Below are 20,741 nucleotides of genomic sequence, written 5' to 3'. Positions count from 1 at the left end.
CCGCCGTCATGGCCATGGCACTGCGCCACCCTATCCAGTCACTGATCAACGCGCCCATCGACGGTGCGGCAATGGTTGCGAGCGAGACGCCCAGGGTGACGATCGCCATGCCCCGACCTGTCGCGCTGGCGCCAACCAGCCTCGCCACAACGGCGACCGAAAGTGCCCAGAAAGCGCTGAGAGCGATGCCAAGCCCGGCCCGGCCCAACAGCAACAGCCAGAAATCGGTCGCCAGCGCCGCCAGGACATTGGAACCGACCGCAAGAGCACTGAGACCAACCAGCACCGCCTTGCGGTTCAAGCGGCCGATGAGAACATTGCTCAACATGGCCGTCACGGCGCCGACGGAAGCGGTGGCGGTGACGACCTGTCCGGCCGTCCCCTCGCTGATGCCGAGATCACGTGCCATTGGCGTCAGCAGACCTGCGGGCAGGAATTCGGCCGACACCAAGGCAAAGCTGGTGGCCGCCAATGAAATCACCGCGAACCAGGTGGCTGCGCTCCACGCGGCTGGTGCATCGGCATCAAGGCCAGTCGCGGCGTCTTCAAGCTGTAATGTTGTGTCAGTCACGGAAAGATCTCCAAAGTTTGGAGGTCTTAAATAGGCGAGTCCGCTCGGATGATATGTATCTTAGAATCCGAAATTCATATCCATTCGTCCGGGAATTGTGCGACGCACAACGCCCGGCGAGACATTGGTGATGCGCTTGAACGCGCGCGCGAAGGATGCCTCCGAATCATAGCCCAAACGGGTAGCGACTTCGGCAACCGACAAGTCGTTTTGGCCCAGCAATTCGCGGGCAAGCTGCATGCGCAGGCGGGCGAGATAGTGTGCGGCACCCTCCCCCAATACCGCACTGAAACGCTCGGCGAAAATCGAGCGCGATTGGCCTGCCACGCCGGCCAGGCTTCCCAGCGTCCAGTTGTGGCCGGGGTCGCGGTGCATGGCCGCCAAAGCGCGGCCTATATGGGGGTCGCGGATGGCTGCGAGCCAACCGGTGGTCGAGGCTCCGTTGCAATTGACCCAGCAGCGTATGAGCCGGGCCGTCAGCAAGTCGGCCATACGCGACAGAATCGTGGCGCTGCCCATCTGCGGCTGCGAGGCCTCCACCGTCATGGCCGCCAGCAAAGGACCGACGACCGGGTCATTGCCGGCCACGTCGCAACCCTTGATGACAGGCGGCATCAACGTGATCAATGGGTTGAGCGCATAGGAGTCCAAGGCCATGGAGCCGCAGAAAAGGGTGCTCGTCGCGCCCGTTCCTTGCCGTACCACTTCGCAGACGTTGCCCCCCAACTTGATCACCTGGCAACCTTCGAGCGAGCCCCCTGCAACGTCCGGCGCGCTCGCCAGCCGATGGGCGATGCCTTGCGGCAGCAGCACCAGATCGCCATCGCGCAGCTCCTGCCAGCCTTGCGATTCAGTATGAATCCAGCATGGGCCCTGGCCGACAAAGTGAAACCGAAGCAGCTGTTGTTGCGGAAAGTCTATGCTCCATGGGTGCCGGAGTTCGCAGCGGCCATAGTTGACACCACTCAAGCGAAAGTCTTGCAGAACTTCGCTGAGCGCATCCATCGGGATATGTGGCGGCGAGGACGGCCGGGACGAATGGTCAAACATATACGCAATATAGATGCCGAACGTCCGGCAGACAAGCGGGGACCGTTGTTCCACCAGGTCAATCACTGCAACGGCACACTACCCTTCCCGGCAGATTTCTCGCCTTGCCTCCCGCTCCAACTGCATGCAAGGAGTGCTGCAAGACACAGGGACAAGAGGCATGGCGGCGGAAGCATCGGGCAGTGATCTGGTTCAGGTGGTGGCGCTGCTTGCTGCCGGTGTCGTCGCCGTTCCCATCTTCAAGCGCATGGGCCTCGGCTCGATCCTCGGCTATCTGGCTGCCGGCGTGGTGATCGGCCCGTTCGGCCTCGGCGTCTTTTCCGAATCGGAAGCCATTCTTCATGTCGCCGAACTCGGCGTGGTGATGTTCCTGTTCATCATCGGGCTGGAAATGCAGCCATCGCGGCTCTGGGGCCTGCGCCGCGAGATCTTTGGCCTCGGTGCGTTGCAGGTCGGCGTCTGCGCGCTTCTTCTGACCGCCGTCGGCATGGCTGGAGGGTTTCCAATCGCGCAATCCTTCGTCGCCGGCGCCGGCTTCGTGCTGACCTCGACAGCGATCGTCATGCAGCTTCTCGAGGAACGCGGCGAAATCGCCGCGCCGAAAGGCCAGCGCATCGTATCGGTCCTGCTGCTCGAGGATCTTGCCATCGTGCCGCTGCTGGCCCTGATCGCGTTTCTGGCGCCCGGCGGTGCCGACACCAGCCTATCGGAGCGGCTGACCGAGGTCGGCATCGGCCTCGCCGCGATCGTCGGCCTGGTTGTGGCCGGCCGTTATCTGCTCAATCCGTTCTTCCGCATCCTGGCGGATGCCCGTGCCCGCGAGGTGATGACGGCGGCGGCACTTCTGGTCGTTCTCGGATCCGCGCTCGCCATGCAGCTCAGCGGCCTGTCGATGGCGATGGGCGCCTTCCTGGCCGGTGTGCTTTTGTCCGAATCGACCTTCCGCCATCAGCTCGAAGCCGATATCGAACCGTTCCGCGGCATCCTGCTCGGTCTGTTCTTTCTCGCGGTGGGCATGTCGCTCGACCTGCATGTGGTCGCGGCGAACTGGCGGCTGATTGCCATCTATGTCGTCGCCTACATGGTGATGAAGGCATTCGGCATCTACATCGTCGCCCGCATCCTGAAAACCAGCCACCGCGAGGCGCTTGAGCGCGCGGTCTTCATGGCGCAAGGCGGTGAGTTCGCCTTTGTCCTTTATTCGGCGGCCGCGGCGGTCGGCATCATCGACGGCAACGCCAATGCGACGCTGACGGCGATCGTCATCATCTCCATGGTGCTGACGCCGCTGGCCATCATCGCCTTGCGCTATCTGACGCCGCGCGACGAGCAGTCGCTCGACGGCGTCGACGTCGCCGATGGCCTGACCGGCAGCGTGCTGATCATCGGCTTCGGCCGCTTCGGCCAGATCGCCAGCCAGCCGCTGTTGCTGCGCGGCATCGACGTCTCGATCATCGACAATGACGTCGAAATGATCCAGGCGGCGGCCGATTTCGGCTTCAAGGTCTACTATGGCGACGGCACGCGGCTGGACATCCTGCATGCCGCCGGTGCCGGCCGGGCGCGCGCCGTGCTGATCTGCGTCGACAAGGCCGATGTGGCTGTTCGCATCGCCCAGCTGATCAAGGCCGAATTCCCACTGCTCACCGTGCTGGCCCGCGCATTCGACCGTGGAACGGCGCTGCAGCTCATACGTGCCGGCGTCGACTACCAACTTCGCGAAACCTTCGAATCCGCACTTGTTTTCGGCGGCTCGGCCCTGGAATCTCTGGGCGTCGATCCCGAAGACGTGGCTGAAACGATCGAAGATGTCAGGCGCCGCGACACCGACCGCTTCGAAACCCAGCTCGCCGAAGGCATTCGCGCCGGACAGCGCTTCCTGAGAGGCAATATCGGCACGCCGATTCCGACACCGCTCTCGACGCCGCGCCGGCCTGGTCAGGCACTCAACGAAGAGACCGCGGGTGTGCTGCACAAGTCCGAACCCGCCGATTGAGCAAGGAATCAGGTATGGAATTGGACAGCAGAGCCCTGTCGGTCACCAAATTCTGGCGCGATGCCGGCGAGGATGCCTGGTTCGAGAAGAACGAAGCATTCGATGCCGAGTTCCGCGACCGCTTTCTCGACCTGCACTACGCCGCCGCGCGGCGTGAATGCGACGACTGGCTGGAACATGCCGAAGGCGCGCTGGCGCTGATGATCCTGCTCGACCAGTTTCCGCGGAACTGCTTTCGCGGCACCGGCCATATGTACGCGACCGATCCGCTCGCCAGATATTTCGCAGAGAAGGCGATCGCGGCTGGTCATGACCTGGCACTCGAGGAAGAACTCCGCGTTTTCCTCTACCTGCCTTATGAGCATTCGGAGCTACTGGCCGACCAGGATATTTCGGTCGAGCTGACGGAGGCCAGAGCCGAGCCCTATCTGAAGTATGCTGTCGAACATCGTGATATCATTGAGCAATTCGGCCGTTTTCCGCATCGAAACAAGATGCTTGGCCGCGAAACCACCTCGCAGGAGCAGACGTTCCTGGATGGTGGCGGCTTCTCGGGTTAGAGGCCTCGCTGCGCCGTTTGCAGGCCGGTATCACCTGAATATCAACGCACCTAGGCCAGCCACCAATCCCGGCCGGACGACAATCGCTCGATGCCTGAGGTATCGACGGCGACCAGGCGATCGGTGATGCTGCGACCGCTGACAACCAGGCCGGGCGCGATCTCGGCCAGCGGCGCCAGCACGAAGGCGCGCTCCAGCATGCGCGGATGCGGCACCTCCAGCCCGGTCTCGTGGATGACGCGGTCGCCGAACACCAGAATGTCGATGTCGATCAGCCGCGGCCCCCACCGCTCCTCGCGCACCCGCTTCAGCTTGCGCTCCGCATCGAGGCAGAGGTCGAGCAAGGCACGCGGTGCAAGCACGGTGGAAATTTCGGCGGCCGCATTGAGAAAATCCGGCTGATCGAGCTTGCCCCAGGGCGGTGTGCGATAAAGCGAGGAGACGCCGGTGACACGCGTATCCGCGTCGGCATCCAGCATGCGCAGCGCCGCGCTCATGGATTTCGCCGGATCGCCAAGATTGCCGCCAAGGCTGAGATAAACGGTACTATTCGGGCCAGACAACGGTCACCTCGACATAATCGAGCACGCCGGGCACTGGTGCGTTCGGCTTGCGCACCGTGATCTCGGCTTTCTTTATCTGCGGAAAACGCGCCGTCAGCGCACGGGCCACTTCGAGCGCCAGCGACTCGATCAGAAAACGGCGCTGCCCGGTGATGATCTTTTCAATGACGCTGAATGCAACGCCGTAGTGGACTGTATCCTCGATCGAATCTTCGGCAAGCGCCCGGCCTGGATCAACGGTCAGAACGGCATCGACATAGAAGCGCTGGCCGAGCCGTTCCTCCTCGTCCAGCACGCCGTGCCGGGCAAAGAAAGCGCAGTTCTTCATGCGGATGACATACATCGATCAGTTTCTCGCCCGGTCGGTTTGACGCGCCAGCATAGCATCGGCGAGCGCCAATGCGTCCACGTTGAATGCGACATCGTGGACGCGAAACAGATCGGCGCCCTGGAGCCTCAAAATGACGCTGGTCGCCGCTGTTCCGACCCCTCTGTCGGCGGCATCACGGCCGGTGACCGTGCCGATGAAGCGTTTTCGCGACGTGCCGGCCATCAGCGGCAGGCCGAGTGCATGCAATTCCGAAAAGCGTGCCATCAGGTCGAGATTTTCCTCCGCCGTCTCCTTGGCGAATCCGAAACCGGGATCGAGCACGATGTGATCATCGGCGATGCCGGTCTGGCGGGCGATTTCCAGCGACCTTCGCAGGAATGCCAACTGATCGGCAATCGCGTCCGGCAGCTTCTGGCGATCCCGCCCGGTATGCATGATGACAAGCCCGGCACCGGTATCGGCGGCGACACGAGCAATATCGGGCTCGCGCTGCAAACCCCAGACATCGTTGACGATATGCGCGCCGGCGGCGACCGCCAGCCGCGCCGTGTCGGCGCGATAGGTATCGACCGAAATCAGCACCTCGTTCACGCCCGCCAGCGCTTCGATCACCGGCAGGATGCGGGCCTGTTCCTGGCTGGCCGATACCGCGGCAGCACCTGGGCGCGTCGATTCTCCCCCGACATCGACAACCAGTGCCCCTTCCCCGATCATGCGGCGCGCCTGGGCCAGCGCCTTTTCAGGGGCGTCGAACTGGCCGCCGTCGGAAAAGCTGTCGGGCGTGACATTGAGGATGCCGACGACCACGGCCTTGCCGCCAAGGTCGAGATGGCGTCCATGCGCCAACTGCCATCGCCTGGCCGTCATTGCTCATCGACCATGGAGTTCATCAATCATGTGTGATCCCTGGCGGATCAATTTCATTGCGCCGGCAACGGCCGTAAAGCAAGGTGGTCAAAGAGGCAACATGATGAAACGATCCATGCTTGGCATGAAAAAACAGTCCTTGGGCGTGAAACAATCCTTGGCTTGCGCGCTGCTGCTCGCCATAACGTCGCACCCGGCGGCGGCGGCCAATCTCGTCAAGACGTACAGCTATTTCGCCATTGGCGGCAGCACCCTCGACGACATCGAGGCACAACTCTCCAAACGCGGGCCGGAGGTGAAAAGCACCGGCACGCGGCACCCGGGCGCTACGCAAATGGCCTTCACCACCCGTATCAGCTATGCGCAGACACCGAGTTCCTGCCGGATTGCCGACGCGGTGGTGACCGTCAAGGTGAAGGTGATCCTTCCCGAGTGGCGCCGGCCGCGCAAGGCCGATGCCGATGTCAGGCTGTTCTGGGATACGCTGTCGGCCGACATCAAGCGCCATGAGGAGCGCCATGTCGAAATCGCCAAGAACCATGGCGGCGAACTCGAAGAGGCCTTGAAAGCCACCTACCCGCAAAAGAACTGCGACGCCGCCAAGGCCAAGGCGGCCGCGATCACCGCGGCTGTTCTGGCCAGGCACGACCGCGCCCAGCTTCAGTTCGACCGCGTCGAAAGCGTCAATTTCGAAAGCCGCATCTTGCGGCTGCTGCGCTACCGCATGGAGCGCATCGGCAACGGACGACTGCCGCCGGCCTGAACGCACCCGAACTGAAGCCAAATTCACCGAAGCGTAGTGCCAGATTCGAAAAACTTTCGAGCCGCCGTCGAAACCGGCCTATATGGGACGACATATCAGGCTCGCCAGACGAGCTTAAAACACCAATGCGATCCAAACGGTCATGAAGCCGGAGCGGCTGAACAGCGCCGGTCAAATCGCAAGCTTATGGATGAACGATCATGGACCAGGCTGTCGATGAGAAAACGATGGCGGAAACCGGCACGCCGATAACAGAGCGCGAAAAGAACGCCATCATCGGCGGCGTGCTGTTGTCGATGCTGTTGGCGGCACTCGATCAGACCATTGTCGCGCCGGCCATGCCGACCATCGGGCATGCGCTCGGAAACGCACACTATCTGCCATGGATCGTCACCGGTTATCTCCTGACCGCTACAGCCGTGGCTCCGCTCTACGGCAAGATTTCCGATGTCTACGGCCGCCGGCCGACCGTCTATGCCGCGATCCTGATCTTTTTGGCGGGATCGGTGGTCAGTGCGATGGCTCCCAACATGTTTGTGCTGGTTGTCGGGCGGGCGATCCAGGGCGCCGGTGGCGGCGGCCTGTTCGCTTTGACGCAGACCGTCGTCGGGGATCTCGTGCCGCCGCGCGAGCGGGCACGCTATGCCGCCTGGTTCTCCGGCACATGGGCTGTCGCCAGCATTGCCGGTCCGTTGCTCGGCGGCACTTTCGCAGAGCACCTGCACTGGTCACTGATCTTCTGGATCAACATTCCGCTTGGTTTTCTTGCGATGGCGATCATCAACAAGCCGCTCAAGAAACTGCCCATTGCCGCAAAGCGCCATCGCATCGACGGCCTGGGCGCGCTGCTTCTGATAATTGCCACGGCGCTGCTGCTGCTCGCCTTGAACTGGGGCGGCAGCGCCTATCCCTGGACTTCGCTTGAAGTCATCGGCGTTCTCTGCGGTTCGGCGATTTTCTGGAGCGCTTTTGCCTTGCGGCTCATGCGCGCCGTCGAGCCGCTCATCTCACTCGAAGTGCTTGGCAATCCAATCGTTTTGGCGGGCACGCTTTCGATGTTCCTGCTTCAGGCCGCAAGCGTCGGCATGGCTGTGTACCTGCCCGTCTATCTTCAGGCGGTGCTCGGCCTGTCGGCAGCGGAGTCGGGCATCGCGATGCTTGGGCTTCTGCTGGGGACCGTCGGCGGCGCGGCATTCAGCGGGCGTATGATCCCGCATTTCACCCACTACAAGCGCATTGCGATGGTGGGCGTCGTCTTCAGCATGCTGTGCCTCTGCCTGCTGGCCGTCGTCGCAGGATATGCAACGCTGCTGGAGGTCGAGGTCTTGACGATTTGCATCGGGTTTGGAACCGGAACGACGTTTCCGGTCACCACCGTGTCGGTCCAGAACGCCGTCGATCGCGTGCATCTCGGCGTCGCGACGGGCGTGCTGACATTCCTGCGTTCGCTTGGCAGTGCGCTTGGGGTCGCCATGCTCGGCGCGGTCGCTCTGGGCTACGGCTTGCCGCTTGCCGGTGAAGGCGTGCGGATCGCTGGCCATAGCGCGACGATCGAGCCGTTCGTGATGATCTTTGCCGTCGCCGCCGCTACATTGCTGCTCGGGCTGATCACGCTGACGCTGATGCCCGAAAAGGAGCTTCGCGGCTACGCCGAAAATGCGGCGCCGATGCTGGCCGAGTAAAGTTCAGCCGGAGACGCCGAGCTTCTTCTGCAGGCTGGTCGATGAAGTCGTGTACTGGAAAACGATGCGCTCGCCGGGGCTGATGATGCGCTTGGCGGCCTGCGCCATCAGCGCCACTTCGTGGAAACCCGACAGGATCAGCTTCAGCTTGCCCGGATACCAGTTGATGTCGCCGACCGCGAAGATGCCGGGCACCGATGTCTGGAATTTTTCGGTATCGACCGGAATGAGGTTCTCGTGAAGGTTGAGACCCCACTCCGCGATCGGTCCGAGCTTCATGGTCAGGCCGAAGAACGGCAGCATGCGCGTGCAAGGCACCTCGACGTCGCCATCCGGTCCCTTGATGGTGGCCGATGACAACTGGCCGTCGGCACCGGTCAATCCGGTCACCTGGCCGACCTGGAATTCGAGCTGCTTCATCTCCTGCATGGCATACATCTTGTTGACGCTGTCGGGAGCGGCGCGGAACTCAGGCCGCCGGTGCACCAGCGTCACGCTCTTTGCCACCGGCTGCAGGTTCAGCGTCCAGTCGAGCGCCGAGTCGCCGCCGCCGACAATGACGAGGTCGTGGCCGCGAAAATCCTCCATCCGGCGCACCGAATAGAAGACGCTCTTGCCTTCATAGGGCTCGATGCCGGGGATCGGCGGACGCTTGGGCTGGAAGGAGCCGCCGCCGGCGGCAATCACCACCACCTTGGCCTCGAACACCTCGTTTTCGTCGGTGGTGACGCGAAAACTGCCGTCCTCCAGTTTTTCCAGGCTGGAAACCATTCGGTTGTAGCTGAAATCGGGCTTGAACGGCGCGATCTGCTCGAGCAATTTGTCGACCAGCCCCTGCGCCGAGATCGAAGGCCAGCCTGGAATGTCGTAGATCGGCTTTTCCGGATAGAGCTCCGCGCATTGGCCGCCCGGCCGATCGAGAATGTCGATCAGGTGGCACTTCATGTCGAACAGGCCGAGCTCGAACACGGCAAACAGGCCAACCGGCCCTGCCCCGACAATAAGCACGTCTGTCCTGGTGATGTCGGTCATGCCTGTGCCTCGCTGCGCATGACCCCGAAAATCGGATCGATTTTCGGAAAGGATCACGCGCAAATAAAAGTGCTACAGCGTCCTTTGCGCGTCCAAGAGGACGCGCGGCGCTGTGGTGAAACAGCAGGACACTGCATGACCATCGCCCCGCTGCCAAGCCACAGCGGGAAAAATCAGTTGGCAAAAAGGTTGCGCTTATCCCTGGCGGGCAGGCACCCGCACGACCAAGCCGTCAAGCGCATCGCGGACCTTGATCTGGCATGACAGGCGCGAGTTGGGCTGGACGTCGTAGGCGAAGTCCAGCATGTCCTCTTCCATCGCTTCCGGCTCGCCGACTTCAGCCGTCCAGGCTTCGTCGACATAGACGTGACAGGTGGCACAGGCGCAGGCACCGCCGCATTCGGCTTCGATCCCGGGCACGGCGTTGCGGATCGCGTTCTCCATGACCGTAGAGCCGTTCTCGGCGTCCATGTCGAAATGCGTGCCGTCATGGGCAATGAAAGTCAGCTTGGTCATTTGTCACCTGAAGGGAGTTGCAGCCGAGATAATCACTCCGGCTGACAAGTCAACTGCCGCATGAAAGCGCCGCCCGATGACGTTTTTCCGCAAATCGGATTCGGCGCGGATTCAGCGGTTGATGGCGGCGATGAAATCGCGCACTTCGTCGATCAGCGTACCAAGCCGCTTGAGCGTCTGGCCGTCTTCCGGCCGGTGCTCGATCTCGGTGGCGCAATCGGCGATGGCAAAGGCGCCCACGCCCCGTGCCGAACCCTTTAATCCATGGGCGAGCAGAAGCCGGTCCTTGATATCGGCGTCGACTATTCTGTCGCGCACGGACAGCGCCTGCTGTACAAATAGCGCGAGAACCTCTTGCTCAAGGCTGCGGTCACCCATCGTCTGGCGGGCAAGGTGTGCCAAATCGACCGGCCGTGACCGTCTTGGTCCGGATACATCTCCCCCGGGCATTGAGAAGGCGATGCCGCTTTCGCCACGCATGAACTCGAACTCCGTTTCTTCGACTCGCCCAAAAACCTAGGCGAATCCAATGGACAACGGGTTAATGAATGGCCCGGAAAAATGTTGCCAAAGCGGCGTCCAAATCACAGTTCCGTTAACCTTATATTTAAAGTTTTACGTATCCCGCGGAATGCATGTTTTCTTTACCCCCCTGTGTCATTACGATACGAGGGGTCCATTTTCAGCCTCCTGCGCGGGGCAAGACAAACAGAATTATAAGCCCGCGGCAGCTAGTACAGGGTAGCGAAGGCATGGCAAAGAAACCGACGACGAGAACTCTCGACAGCGAAGTGGCCAGGGAACTGGAAAAGGCGCTCGATCTCGACCTCAGCAATGAGATCGGCAGCGGCGACCTCGATATCGCGGCTTCGATGGAGGATCTTGAAGCGCAGATATCCCAGGCGGCCGACGAGCTGGCGCGCGAGGGACGCAATCATAAGCCGGAACAGAACCCGGAGCCGGTGGTCAACCAAAACCAGGCCGCGAAACCCGCGCCCAAGGCCAAACCTGCCGAATTGCGCCCCGTGGAACCGCGCAATGGCGCCCAGCCCGCAGGTTTCGCGCCGGCCAATGACGATCGCCAGAAGGATTACAAGACGCTCCTGCACAGCCTCAACAGGCGTGCCTCGAACACCATTTACTGGGTCGTCGCCTTCGTTTCGCTCGCCTGGTTCGCCGGTGCCGGTGGTTTGGCCAATCTGCTTTTCGGACCGAGCATCTGGAGAATCCGTACGCTCGACCAGTTCCTTGCCCGTCCGGAACTGATCGGCCTCGCCGTCGCGGCCATCGTGCCCGTCATCCTGTTCTGGGCCTTCGCCGCCATGATTCGCCGCGCCCAGGAAATGCGCATCGCCGCACAGTCGATGACCGAAGTGGCCTTCCGCCTGACCGAGCCGGAAAACCTTGCCCAGGATCGCGTCATGATGATCGGCCAGGCCGTTCGTCGCGAGGTCGCGGCGATGGGCGAAGGCATCGAACGCACGCTTGCCCGCGCCGTCGAACTGGAAACGCTTGTCCACAGCGAAGTCAACCAGATCGAACGCTCCTATTCCGAGAATGAATCCCGCATCCGTTCGCTGGTCGACGGCCTCGGCAGCGAGCGCGAAGCCGTCGTCACCCATGCCGAGCGCGTCCGCGCCTCGATTACCGGCGCGCATGAGACGCTGAAGGACGAGATCGGCGCGGCTTCCGACATCATTCGCGACTCGATCCTCAATGCATCGACCAAATTGTCGATGACAATCACCAATTCCGGCGACACGCTGATCGACCGCATCAACGAAAGCTCGATGTCGATCTTCGATTCCGTCGAAGGCCGGCTCGATTCGATCACCGACCGTCTGTCGACCTCGGGCGAGGCCTTCGCCAGCCTTCTCGACACCCGCATTGCCAAGCTGACGGACACCACGGACGGACTGACGCGGTCGTTGACCGATCTGCTCGACGATCGCACCACCGGCATGGTGTCGCTGCTTGGCGGCGCCGCGCGCACCCTCAATTCCGAATTCGAGGCCAGCCTCAACGGCATCGAGCGCACGCTCGCCGAACGCGGCCAGGCGCTGATCAGCGAGTTCCAGACCCGCGCCGAGGCGCTCGACACCGGAACGCAGAAGCTCAATGCCGCACTCGAGGCCCGCGCCCGCCAGATCAATGAAACGCTGGTCGAGCGCGCCCGCGAAATCGCGCACACCTTCGCCGAGAGCAAGGACACGCTGTCGGCGATGATCGATCAGGGCAAGACCCAGATCGGCGCCGACATGGCCGACATCGTCACTTCGACCTCCTCTATGCTCGAAGCCCGCGCCAGCGACTTCGCCGGACGCATGGAAGCCGCCCGTCACGTCGTGTCGCGTTCGTTCGACAGTGACATCCAGCGGCTCGCCGACGCCCGCGTCGGCATCGAGGAAGCTGTCGAGAACCACAGCAGGAAACTGTCCGAAAGCCGCGAGCGCATGGCCGCGGCCATGGAGGCCGACCTGGCGAAGTTCGCCGAGGGCCGCGCCGGCATCGATGCGGCAGTAACCAACCAGGTGCAGAAGCTGGCCGAAGGCCGCAGCCTGATCTCGCGCGCTCTCGAAGAGGATCTGCGCAAGGTCAATGAATCGCGGGCGGCCATCGATGCATCGCTCGGCAGCCATCTCGAAAGGCTGGAAGAAGGTCGCAACAGGCTCTCTATTGCCTTGAATGAAGACTCCGGAAAGCTGGTGCAAGCTCGTACGATCATTGATGAAATGGTCGCCGGACATGTCGGAAAACTCGCCGAGGGCCGCAACATTCTGTCGCGCGCTTTGGAAGCCGATCTCGGAAAACTGTCCGACAGCCGCGCCGACATCGACGGTCTGGTCGCCGGTCAGGTGGAAAAAATCGCCGAAGGCCGCGCCGTGCTCGCCAAGGCGTTGGAAAACGACATCGTCGGCATCAAGAGCCTCATCGAAACCCATTCCGCCAAACTGGCGGAAGACCGCACGCAGCTCTCCCATTCGCTCGACAATGATCTGTCCGGCATACGCGGCCTGATCGAAAGCCATTCGGGACGGTTGGCCGAGGACCGCAGCCTGCTGTCGCAGACCCTTGAAGCTGACCTTGCCAAGCTGGCCGAAAGCCGTTCGAGCATCGACGGTCTGGTCGCCGGTCAGGTCGAGAAGCTGGCGGAAGGCCGCGACATTCTCAAGCGCGCGCTGGAATCCGACCTGAACACGATCAAGGGCGTTATCTCAAGCCAGTCGGAAAAGCTGGCCGAGGATCGCGGTCAGCTTTCCCGGGTCCTGGAAGCCGACCTGCAGAATGTGAACAGCGTCATCGCCGATCACATGAACAAGCTTGTCCAAGACCGCTCCGCCCTGTCCAGGGCCCTTGAGGACGACCTCGCCAAGCTGGCCGACAGCCGCTCCAGCATCGACGGGCTGGTTGCGGGTCAGGTCGAGAAGTTGTCCGAGGGCCGAGATATTCTGCGGCGCGCTCTGGAATCCGACCTCAACGCGATCAAGGGGACCATTGCCGACCAGTCGCAGAAACTGGTCGATGACCGGGCACAGTTCGCCCGGGCACTCGAGGCTGACCTCGAAAGCGTCAATGGCTTGGTCAACAGCCATTCCGAAAGGCTCGTCCAGGATCGTTCGACGCTGTCGAAAGCGCTTGAAGCCGACCTCGAAAACGTCGGTGGCCTCGTTAACAGCCACGCGGAAAGGCTTGTCCAGGAGCGCTCGACCCTGTCCAAGGCGCTCGAGGACGATCTTGCCAAACTGGCCGAGAGCCGCTCAAGCATCGACGGTCTGGTCGCCGGCCAGGTCGAGAAACTCGCCGAAGGTCGCGATGTTCTCAAGCGCGCGCTGGAAGCCGATCTCGCCAAGCTGGCCGAAAGCCGCTCCAGCATCGACGGTCTGGTTGCCGGCCAGGTCGAGAAGCTGGCCGAGGGCCGCGACATTCTCAAACGCGCCCTCGAAGCCGACCTGCAGAAGCTGACCGAAAGCCGCAGCGACATCGACGACGTCATCGCCGGACATGTCGGCAAGCTGTCCGAAGGCCGCAATATGTTGACCCGCGCGCTGGAAGACGATCTCGGCAAGCTCGCCGAGACCCGCAAGGACGTTGACCGCTCGCTGTCGGGCCATATCGACCAGATCGCTGCCAGAAGCACCGGCATTTCCGACGCGATCGCTGCCGATGTCGAGAAGATCGAGCAGGCGTTCAGTCGCCAGACCGGCATCATCGAGGAGCGCGCCGGCACCATGGAACGTGCGCTCTCGACAGGCGTCGACAACGTCCGCGCCGTGCTCGAGAAGAGCGCCGTGTTTGTCGCCGGCGCCCTGCGCGAAAAGGTGCTGGAAGTCACCAGCACCCTGCACGAGCAGGCCGGTGCCGCGTTCAGCGACGCCGACCGCAAGATCGCCGAGCGCGCCGAGCAGACCTCCGCCGCCCTGCTGGCGCGGGCCGAAGACATCGCCCGCACCTTCGAGGAGGCCGACCGTCGCCTGCACGCCCGTGCAGAAGATACGTCGAACGCCTTGCTTGCCCGCGCGGACGACACGTCCAGCTCGCTGCTGGCCCGTGCCCATGAAACCGCCGATCAGCTGGCCGCTCGCGCAAATCAGATCGCCGGCACCTTCGAAGCGGCAGACCAGAAGCTTGCCGCCCGCGCCCAGGAAACCGCAGATCAGCTGACCGCCCGGGCTCAGGACACCGCCGACCATCTGGCAGCTCGTGCAAGCGAAATTGCAGGCACGTTCGATGCCGCCGACCAGAAGCTGGTCGCCCGCGCCATCGAAACGGCCCAGTCGCTGGCCGCGCGCGCCGGCGACATCCTGCGCAACTTCGAAGGCGCCGACCAGCGGCTCGGCATGCGGATCGGCGAATCGGCCGAAGCGCTTGCCGCACGCGCATCGGACCTTGGCCGCATCTTCGATGCCGCCGACCAGCAGCTCGTCTCGCGCATCGCCGAGGGTTCGGAAGCGCTGTCGAGCCGCGCCTCGGAAATCGGCCGTATCTTCGACGACGCGGATCAGCGTCTGGTGTCGCGCATCGCCAGCAGCACCACCACGATCGGCGAGCATGCCCAGACGATCGTCGGTGCCTTTGCCGATACCGAGCAAAGGGTCGCCGAACGCGCAAGGCGGACCGGCCAGGAAATGGCCGTGCATGCCCGCGAAATCGAGCAGGCGCTTGCCGGCGCCGACGAGCGGCTCGCCTCGAGCGCGGCAGCCGCGGCAGCCCGTGTCGAAGAGCAGGTCTCGGGCGTCGAGAACCGCCTCGCCTTTACGGCCGAGACGATGGGCCAGAAGCTCAACGAGCAGGTGTCGAACGCCGAGGCGCAACTCGTCTCGCGCGCCAATGTGATCGCCGAGACCTTCACCGCGGTTGGCCAGCATATCGGCCAGAGCACCAACGATGCCGCCAAGACGATCGGCGCCAACACCCGCGAACTCAACACCATGCTCGCGGCGCGTTCGGCCGAAATGTCGAAGATCCTCGACGAAACCGCACGGCCCCTGGTCGAGCGCTTCGCCCAGGGCGGCTCGGAACTGCAAAAGAGCATGGAAGAGGTCACAGAACGCGCCACCGAGAAGCTGCGCAGCGAGAATGCCGCACTTGTCGACGCGCTCGCCAACCGCACCGCCGAAACCTTGTCGGCGGTCGAGGGCGCCCGCTCGTCGCTGTCCGACAGCGTCGCCGACCTCATCGGCCGGATGACCAAGTCCAGTTCGCAGCTCGGTCAGTTGATCGAGCAGGCCGCGGTCAATCTCGGCCAGGTCGATGAACGCCTGAGCGGCAGCACGCAAAGCTTCGCCGCCACCACCGAGAAGGCCGCGCAGACCTTTGCCAGCTCGGCACGTCTGGTCGATTCGAACACGACAAGGCTGACGGAACTGTCGTCGTCCACCTTGCGCGAGGTCGCGTCGATTGCCACCAAGTTCGACGAGCACAGCCGCCTGCTCTCCAGTGCTTCGGACCTGTTGAGCTCGGCCCAGAGCAACCTCGAGCACACGCTCGAACGGCAGTCGTCGCTCGAAGACCTCGCCGTCGGCCTGGTCAAGAAGTCGGAAGATCTCGAAAGGGTCATGCGCTCGTTCGAAAATCTCGTCGGCCAGACGCTGCAGAACGCCGAAGGCAAGACGATGGAGTCGGCCGACAAGATCCGCAACGCCATCACCGACGTCGTCGACTCGGCAACCAAGCGGTTTGCCGATGCGACCGAGGAGATGCGGCGCACAGCGGGTTCGATCAAGAGCGAACTCGACCTGACCCGCGCCGAGCTCAAGAAGGGCGTCATCGAAATGCCGGAAGAGGCCAAGGAATCGACTTCGGCCATCCGCCGCGCCGTTTCCGAGCAGATCAACGCCCTGAAGGAGCTTTCGGACATCGTGGCCAAGTCCGGCCGCGGCGGTGAAGGGTCCGAACCACGCAACCTGCGTCCGGCGCCGCAAGCGCCGGCCGCACGCGCTGCCGAGCCGCCGCGCCGAGTACCGGCACCGCAGCCGGACCTGCGCACGCCTCAGGCGCCCTTGGGCGGCCCTGCATTGCGCGGCACGCTCGACCTTGACCGTCCGACCGAGGCGGCACCGCGTCCGCGCGGCGATGCCAACGCCCGCACGCCGCAGGGCGGCTGGGTGCGCGATCTGCTGACCGCGGCATCGAACGAGGAGGACCTCAGGTCGGCAGCTCCCCCAGCGGCTGCGGAAGCGCCCCGCGCTACGCCTGCCCAGCGCTCGCCCCTGCATGTCGTCGAATCGCTGAACTCGCTCTCCGTCGATATCGCGCGGGCCATCGACCACGATGCTTCGATCGAGCTGTGGAACCGTTACCGGCGCGGCGAGCGTGACGTGTTCACAAGGCGGCTCTACACGCTGAAGGGTCAGCAGACGTTCGACGAGATCCGTCGCAAGTATCAGGCCGAGGCCGAGTTCCGCGCCGCCGTCGACCGCTACTGCGACGATTTCGAGAAGCTGCTCAAGGATGTCTCGCGCAACGACCGCGACAACATCATGGCGCAGACCTACCTGACGTCGGACACCGGCAAGGTCTACACCATGCTGGCGCATGCGAGCGGCCGCCTGCACTAAGACAGGAATTGAACAGGCGGGCCATGGTCCCGCCTGTGCCTGCTCTAACGTCCGGTACGCGTTGAACCTGCCCGCAACAGGTCTTGCAAGACTATCGATGCCTTCGGAATCCGCCCTAAGTCGATCTCCCGACGGCGCCATAATTCATCCACAGTACCGCTGCCCTAACGCTCGCAGGGTGTGATCGTGAAGACGGCAATCATTTTCGACTGCGAGTTTCTTTGCCTGGAGGGCTCGCAACGCAGATTCTGGTGCGCGGCCCACGATCCCGACCCGGTGATCGCACAGATCGGCGCCGTCAGGCTTGGACTTGAAGGCGACTTCCCCCTGCTCGGAACACACAAGGCCTATATCAGACCGGTCGACCGGTTTGGTCAGAGATACGCCTTGGACCCATTCTTCACCAAACTGACCGGCATCACCGAGGAAGATTTGGAGACAAAAGGGGTGGCACTAGGGGATGCCCTCGCCGACATCGATCGTTTTTCCGAAGGGGCGCGATTCTGGTCCTGGGGCAAGGACGAATTGAACATGATCGCCATCAGCTGCTATGTCGGGGGCATTCAGCCTTCGATCCCGGCCACCCGGTTTGACAACGCCGTCAAGCTGCTGATCGCAGCCGGAATGCCGATCGAGGATCTGGCGAGAACGCCGAGCAACAAGCTTGCGGATTACTACGGCGTCAAGCACCCGCCATTGCAGGGGCACGATGCGCTCGATGACGCGCTGTCCGTGACCTACACCCTGCAGCACCTGATGAAGACCGGAAAGCTCCGGCCGGAGATCTTCGACCACTTGTAGGTAGAGAAGCCTGGTGGGATGAAGCCTGGTGGGATTCCGGCGCGCGTCGCGCTCAGATCACCGAATCCGTCCAGCGCACGATCTGCCCGGCGGCGTCGCCGAACGCCTTGTCGAGTGCGCTGACATAAGCAGGATTGCCGCTGCCCGAGACGGGTGCGGCTGCGGTGAAGCTCTTGGAAGCACGGACCTCGCCGTTGCGATCGTTCAGGATCCGCACGAACAGATCGACCTCGGCATGTTCGCCGCCGTCGACCCGAACCTCGAATGAGCGGATCTCGACGATCACCTGATAGTCGATCGCCAGGCCCTCGCCCGGCTTGCCGACGCCGGCAAAGCTGCCCGAGCGCTGGAAGGTCTCGGCCAGCCGCGCCTGCACGATCAGCGGCAGCCGGTCGGCCCATTGCGCGCCCTTGAGATACTGGATCGAACGATCCGACGGTTTGATGACGATGTTCTGGCTGTCCAGCGCCTTGAGCGCCGACGGCTGCGCGATCAGGATCTGGCGGCGGCTGTGGCCATGCGCGTCGACCGACGGCGCCGACAGCTCGAACGTATCGAGCGGCGCGGGCTTGCCGCCCAACGCCGCACAGCCGGCCAGCGTCAAAGCAAGCAGTGCCGCAGCCGATGTCAACCCGCCCGTTTTCACCCACACAGACTTCACGCGCGATCCCCGTTGTCCCCGGATCGTAAGATCGACCCGCTTTCGCGGCTCATGTTTCTGGGGCGCGCCGACGCCGAAGTCAACGCCGCGCCCTGCCATCGAATTGCCGAACCTCGCCGTCGCCACCCGACAGGATGCGCTGCGGATTGCGGCTGAGATCGGTTACCGCCTCCTCGATGCGGCTGATCGAACGGCGGCTGTCCTGCACCAGCGCTTCGACGTTCGAAAGCCCCTGGCCCGAGAATCGCGCCAGATTGTCGGTGATGACGCCAAGGCGGGCATTCAGCGTGTCGGCAACCTGCTTGAACGACTTCAGCGTCGCCCTCGCATCCGCCATCACGCCGTCGGCCTGCCCCGACCCGAGCAAGGTATCGACCTTGGCTAGAATGCCATCGACCCGCACCGAGGCATCGTTGAGCCGTTGCGCGAGCTGCTTTGCGTCCTTGATCGTCTGGTCGATGTCGTCGGCCCGGTTGGCGAACTTGTGGGTCACCTCCGCGATGTCGGCGGCGGCCTTGTCGGCGCTCTCGCTGGCCTTTTGGATGTTGGCGAGCGCCGAGCGCACTTGTGCGGGATCGATACCGTCGAGCACGTTGTCGACCTTGGCCAGCGTGCCTTGCGTCCGTTTGGCGAAGTCGTTGACCGACCCCACGGCTGTATCGACGTTCTTGATCACGCCGTCGAGCTGCTTCGACGTCTGCTTGAGGTTACCGGTTACTGCGTCGACATTGGCGACGATGCTCTTGATCTTGTCCTTGTCGACCGCGTTGAGAAGGCCTTCGGCCGCCTTCAGCGTGCCGTCGAGTTTGCCGGAAACGCCTTTCAGCTCATCGGCCAGCGTGCTGGCGGCGGACAGGAACTTGTCGATGCCGTCCGAATTCTTGGCCAGCGCATCGGAGAAGGTCTGGACGTTCTGGACGGTCTGCGTCAGCGGCCCGCGAACGTCCTTGGTGAAGCCTTCGAGCTCGGTCAGCACCTTGTCGGCGCGGGTGAAGATATTCTGCGCCGTCTGCAAGAGGTTGGTCACCGCCGACGGGTTGGCGACGATCTCGGCGACCTTGCCTTCCTTTTCCGCTTGGTCGAGGAGCTTTACCTCCTTGGGATCGGCGCCCTTGAGCTCGATGTTGGCCTGCCCGGTCAGGCCGGCAAGCCCGATATCGGCTTGCGTCGATTTGGTGATCGGCGTCATGCGGTCGATCTCGGTATCGGCGATGGCAACCGTCGGATTGTCGACATCGATATAGACGCGCTTGACGTCGCCGACCTTGACGCCGTTGAACAGCACGAAACTTCCGCGGCCGAGCCCGGAGGCCGAGCCCGGAATGCGCACGCGCAGCAACGTCGTCTCGCCCTTGTCGCCGATCGCCGCCGTCCAGTAGACGAAGGCAAACGCCGCCAGGATCGCGGCCAGCGTGAAGATGCCGACAATGACGTAGTTGGCTCTGGTTTCCATTGTCCCACTTATGGCTATGCGCGCGCCGCAAGATCAAGTTGCCGGGCGCGTTTTCCGCGGAAATAGGATTTTACCCACGGTTCCTCGCTCTTCAGCATGTCGTCGATGGTGCCTTCGACCAGCACTTTCTTCTTGCCGAGCACGGCCACCCGGTCGCAAGCGGTGAACAGCGTGTCGAGGTCATGCGTCACCATGTAGACGGTCAGATCCATCGTGTCGCGCAGCTTGACCACCAGCTCGTCGAACTCCGCCGCGCTGATCGGATCGAGACCCGATGTCGGCTCGTCGAGGAAGACGATGTCGGGATCGAGCGCCAGCGCCCGCGCCAGTGCGGCGCGCTTGATCATGCCGCCGGACAGTTCGGATGGGAATTTTTGCGCCGCGTCGGGCGGCAGCCCGACCAGCTCGATCTTGAGCATCGCCAGTTCGTCCATCAGCTTTCGCGGCAGGTCGAGATATTCGCGCATCGGCACCTGGACGTTTTCCAGCACCGTCAGCGCCGAGAACAGGGCGCCGTGCTGGAACAACACGCCAAGCCGCATGTCGATGCGCAGACGCTCGGCATCATCAGCCTTCTCGATATCGACGCCGAACAGCCTGATCGTGCCCGACTGCTTGCGTGTCAGGCCGAGAATGGTGCGCAGCAGAACGGATTTGCCAGCACCCGAGGCGCCGACAAATCCAAGGATTTCGCCGCGCCTTATGTCGAGCGACAGTCTGTCGAGGATAAGCTTGTCGGCAAAGGAAACGCTGATGTCGTGCGCGGAAAGCACGATATCGCCCTCGCCCGCGTCATCCGCCAATGCACCCGCCCTTTTCCTGTTTCGCAGCTTCATC

General features: G+C 63.0%; 17 protein-coding genes. 6 read left to right on the top strand and 11 right to left on the bottom strand.

Translation table 11 applies throughout. The features are described from left to right. Together EN955_RS16485 and EN955_RS16480 are read right to left on the bottom strand one after the other, a co-directional pair. Positions 1–571, bottom strand: a 571-nt coding sequence (locus tag EN955_RS16485) for an MFS transporter (RefSeq protein WP_164769886.1), incomplete at its 3' end; no start/stop codon positions are given. Positions 572–631: 60 nt separating this feature from the next. Further along, positions 632–1,621 (bottom strand): AraC family transcriptional regulator, encoded by a 990-nt coding sequence (locus EN955_RS16480; RefSeq protein WP_024503538.1) that lies wholly within the window; start codon positions 1,619–1,621, stop codon positions 632–634. Positions 1,622–1,781: 160 nt separating this feature from the next. Between EN955_RS16480 and EN955_RS16475 the strand changes: the two genes are divergently transcribed. Together EN955_RS16475 and EN955_RS16470 are read left to right on the top strand one after the other, a co-directional pair. Continuing rightward, a complete protein-coding gene (locus EN955_RS16475; protein ID WP_024503539.1) occupies positions 1,782–3,617 on the top strand; it encodes a monovalent cation:proton antiporter-2 (CPA2) family protein in 1,836 nt (611 codons plus the stop codon). A 14-nt stretch (positions 3,618–3,631) separates the two neighbouring features. Continuing rightward, the gene (locus tag EN955_RS16470; protein ID WP_024503540.1) at positions 3,632–4,177 is read left to right on the top strand and encodes a DUF924 family protein; all 546 of its coding nucleotides are present in this window, start codon (positions 3,632–3,634) and stop codon (positions 4,175–4,177) included. A gap of 50 nt (positions 4,178–4,227) precedes the next feature. Here the strand turns inward: EN955_RS16470 and folK are convergent, their stop codons facing one another. From folK to folP, 3 genes are read right to left on the bottom strand one after another with little or no spacing between them, the layout of a single operon-like run. After that, on the bottom strand, positions 4,228–4,740 hold the full coding sequence (gene folK / locus EN955_RS16465; protein WP_013531872.1) for a 2-amino-4-hydroxy-6-hydroxymethyldihydropteridine diphosphokinase: 513 nt from the start codon (positions 4,738–4,740) through the stop codon (positions 4,228–4,230). After that, positions 4,724–5,083 (bottom strand): dihydroneopterin aldolase, encoded by a 360-nt coding sequence (gene folB / locus EN955_RS16460; protein WP_013531873.1) that lies wholly within the window; start codon positions 5,081–5,083, stop codon positions 4,724–4,726. Before folB ends, folK begins: the two co-directional genes overlap by 17 nt. 3 nt (positions 5,084–5,086) lie before the next feature. Then, positions 5,087–5,938, bottom strand: a complete 852-nt coding sequence (folP, locus tag EN955_RS16455; RefSeq protein WP_013531874.1) for a dihydropteroate synthase — start codon at positions 5,936–5,938, stop codon at positions 5,087–5,089. 103 nt (positions 5,939–6,041) lie between these two features. Here folP and EN955_RS16450 point away from each other — a divergent pair, with 103 nt between their 5' ends. Then, complete coding sequence (locus EN955_RS16450) at positions 6,042–6,701, top strand: DUF922 domain-containing protein (protein ID WP_050580465.1); 660 nt, start codon at positions 6,042–6,044, stop codon at positions 6,699–6,701. Positions 6,702–6,901: 200 nt separating this feature from the next. After that, positions 6,902–8,383, top strand: a complete 1,482-nt coding sequence (locus tag EN955_RS16445) for an MDR family MFS transporter (RefSeq protein ID WP_024503542.1) — start codon at positions 6,902–6,904, stop codon at positions 8,381–8,383. Positions 8,384–8,386: 3 nt separating this feature from the next. On the opposite strand, the gene EN955_RS16440 is transcribed toward EN955_RS16445, so the two are convergent. From EN955_RS16440 to EN955_RS16430, 3 genes are all read right to left on the bottom strand, one after another. Beyond that, positions 8,387–9,415: an NAD(P)/FAD-dependent oxidoreductase gene (locus tag EN955_RS16440; protein ID WP_013531877.1), complete on the bottom strand. Its 1,029-nt coding sequence runs from the start codon at positions 9,413–9,415 to the stop codon at positions 8,387–8,389. Positions 9,416–9,610: 195 nt separating this feature from the next. Further along, positions 9,611–9,931, bottom strand: coding sequence for a 2Fe-2S iron-sulfur cluster-binding protein (locus EN955_RS16435; RefSeq protein WP_013531878.1), 321 nt, complete (start codon positions 9,929–9,931; stop codon positions 9,611–9,613). 111 nt (positions 9,932–10,042) lie between these two features. Further along, positions 10,043–10,411 (bottom strand): Hpt domain-containing protein, encoded by a 369-nt coding sequence (locus EN955_RS16430; RefSeq protein WP_023813039.1) that lies wholly within the window; start codon positions 10,409–10,411, stop codon positions 10,043–10,045. A 272-nt stretch (positions 10,412–10,683) separates the two neighbouring features. Between EN955_RS16430 and EN955_RS16425 the strand changes: the two genes are divergently transcribed. After that, complete coding sequence (locus EN955_RS16425; RefSeq protein ID WP_024503543.1) at positions 10,684–16,989, top strand: kinesin; 6,306 nt, start codon at positions 10,684–10,686, stop codon at positions 16,987–16,989. Positions 16,990–17,175: 186 nt separating this feature from the next. Beyond that, positions 17,176–17,790 carry a 3'-5' exonuclease gene (locus tag EN955_RS16420; RefSeq protein WP_024503544.1) on the top strand — a complete coding sequence of 205 codons (615 nt, stop codon included), beginning with the start codon at positions 17,176–17,178 and terminating at the stop codon, positions 17,788–17,790. Positions 17,791–17,842: 52 nt separating this feature from the next. Here the strand turns inward: EN955_RS16420 and EN955_RS16415 are convergent, their stop codons facing one another. The 3 genes from EN955_RS16415 to EN955_RS16405 are packed head-to-tail and all read right to left on the bottom strand — an operon-like array spanning position 17,843 to position 20,740. After that, complete coding sequence (locus tag EN955_RS16415) at positions 17,843–18,550, bottom strand: ABC-type transport auxiliary lipoprotein family protein (protein ID WP_013531882.1); 708 nt, start codon at positions 18,548–18,550, stop codon at positions 17,843–17,845. Beyond that, on the bottom strand, positions 18,531–19,904 hold the full coding sequence (locus EN955_RS16410; protein WP_024503545.1) for an MlaD family protein: 1,374 nt from the start codon (positions 19,902–19,904) through the stop codon (positions 18,531–18,533). The genes EN955_RS16415 and EN955_RS16410 overlap by 20 nt, the downstream gene beginning before the upstream one ends. A 14-nt stretch (positions 19,905–19,918) precedes the next feature. Next, positions 19,919–20,740 carry an ABC transporter ATP-binding protein gene (locus tag EN955_RS16405; protein WP_024503546.1) on the bottom strand — a complete coding sequence of 274 codons (822 nt, stop codon included), beginning with the start codon at positions 20,738–20,740 and terminating at the stop codon, positions 19,919–19,921. Between the last annotated feature and the right edge of the window lies 1 nt (position 20,741).

Origin of the sequence: Mesorhizobium sp. M7A.F.Ca.CA.001.04.2.1, assembly GCF_003998485.1 — a bacterium.
In the GTDB taxonomy this organism is placed as follows: domain Bacteria; phylum Pseudomonadota; class Alphaproteobacteria; order Rhizobiales; family Rhizobiaceae; genus Mesorhizobium; species Mesorhizobium ciceri.
Note: the sequence above shows the minus strand (reverse complement) of the source record. Positions and strands in the feature narration are given on the sequence as shown.